Genomic DNA, 950 nt, shown 5'->3' with positions numbered 1-950 from the left:
CGGCCATCGCCCACGGCAAAATCAGGGCCATCGTCTGAAACTGAAGCCAGGTAATGGCAAACAACCATCATTCGCTCTTGAACCGTCCAGTCTGCAGGGTTTTCAATTCCCTTGGCCGTTGCAACTGCCTTGAGCAAAAACGCGGTCGTGACTGCCTCTTCAAGATGAGACGGCATAGCTGCGATTGCGATGGACTCACCAATGGAAAGTTCTTTGAGTTGCACCGTCAAACGCCGGGTACGCAGTATTGGAAAATGGATCACCAGGATTCTCACCTAAAATTTCGATGAGCGAGATTGTGCGGAATCTGCAACTCAGAATTTGTTGCTTTTTCCGTTTCGGGGGATCGTTACAGCTTGAGCGCGTTGTAATTCACCCAGTCATCACGATCAAGTGCGGTTAGTGTCGCAAGAGTCATCGGCACTAACAGTTCAACATATCTCCCTTTGGCATCAATACTGGAAGTCATCTGCTCACTTATCGCTTCAATCACCAGTGGCGAATAAATACGGTTTTTATAGCGCAAAGCGATTGTAGTCGGTGCTATCGAGGGCACCAGGGCATCAATGAATCCGGTATTTCCCCTGGCCGCTTGCGCTGATCTGGCAAGAACCGAGCCATCAGGCGATAATTTGACCGGCAACGCCCATTCCATCAGCTTGTTGAATGGCTCTTCGACCTCTTTGATAGGATCATCCCACGCCCTGAATATTGCCGTTACCTGAATCTTCACAGGTGGCATGCCATTGAATACCTGGGTGGAATTTAACTTGGTAATGCCGGTTCTGCCCTCGAACTGACGTATAAAATCATTCGATTTCTGCTGCGCTAATCCAATTGCGCTGCGATCCGGGTTTTCATTTCCCAGGAAGGCGTCAATAACAGGCTGCAGGGCACCGGATTGAAGCATTGCCAGCAATGTTGGAGCGCGTGACTCTGGACCGGCATGT

General features: G+C 50.0%; 2 protein-coding genes. Both read right to left on the bottom strand.

The features are described 5' to 3' along the window. Window positions 1-263: hypothetical protein (locus tag C7H79_RS17210; RefSeq protein ID WP_197714678.1), on the bottom strand; the 263-nt coding region annotated here is incomplete at its 3' end. 86 nt (window positions 264-349) lie between these two features. Continuing rightward, window positions 350-950 (bottom strand): hypothetical protein (locus C7H79_RS17205; protein ID WP_106708440.1); only part of this gene is annotated, 601 nt, incomplete at its 5' end.

The sequence above is a fragment of the Nitrosomonas supralitoralis genome (assembly GCF_003011925.2).
Classification (GTDB): Bacteria; Pseudomonadota; Gammaproteobacteria; order Burkholderiales; family Nitrosomonadaceae; genus Nitrosomonas; species Nitrosomonas supralitoralis.
This window is presented reverse-complemented; position numbering and strand designations above follow the sequence as displayed.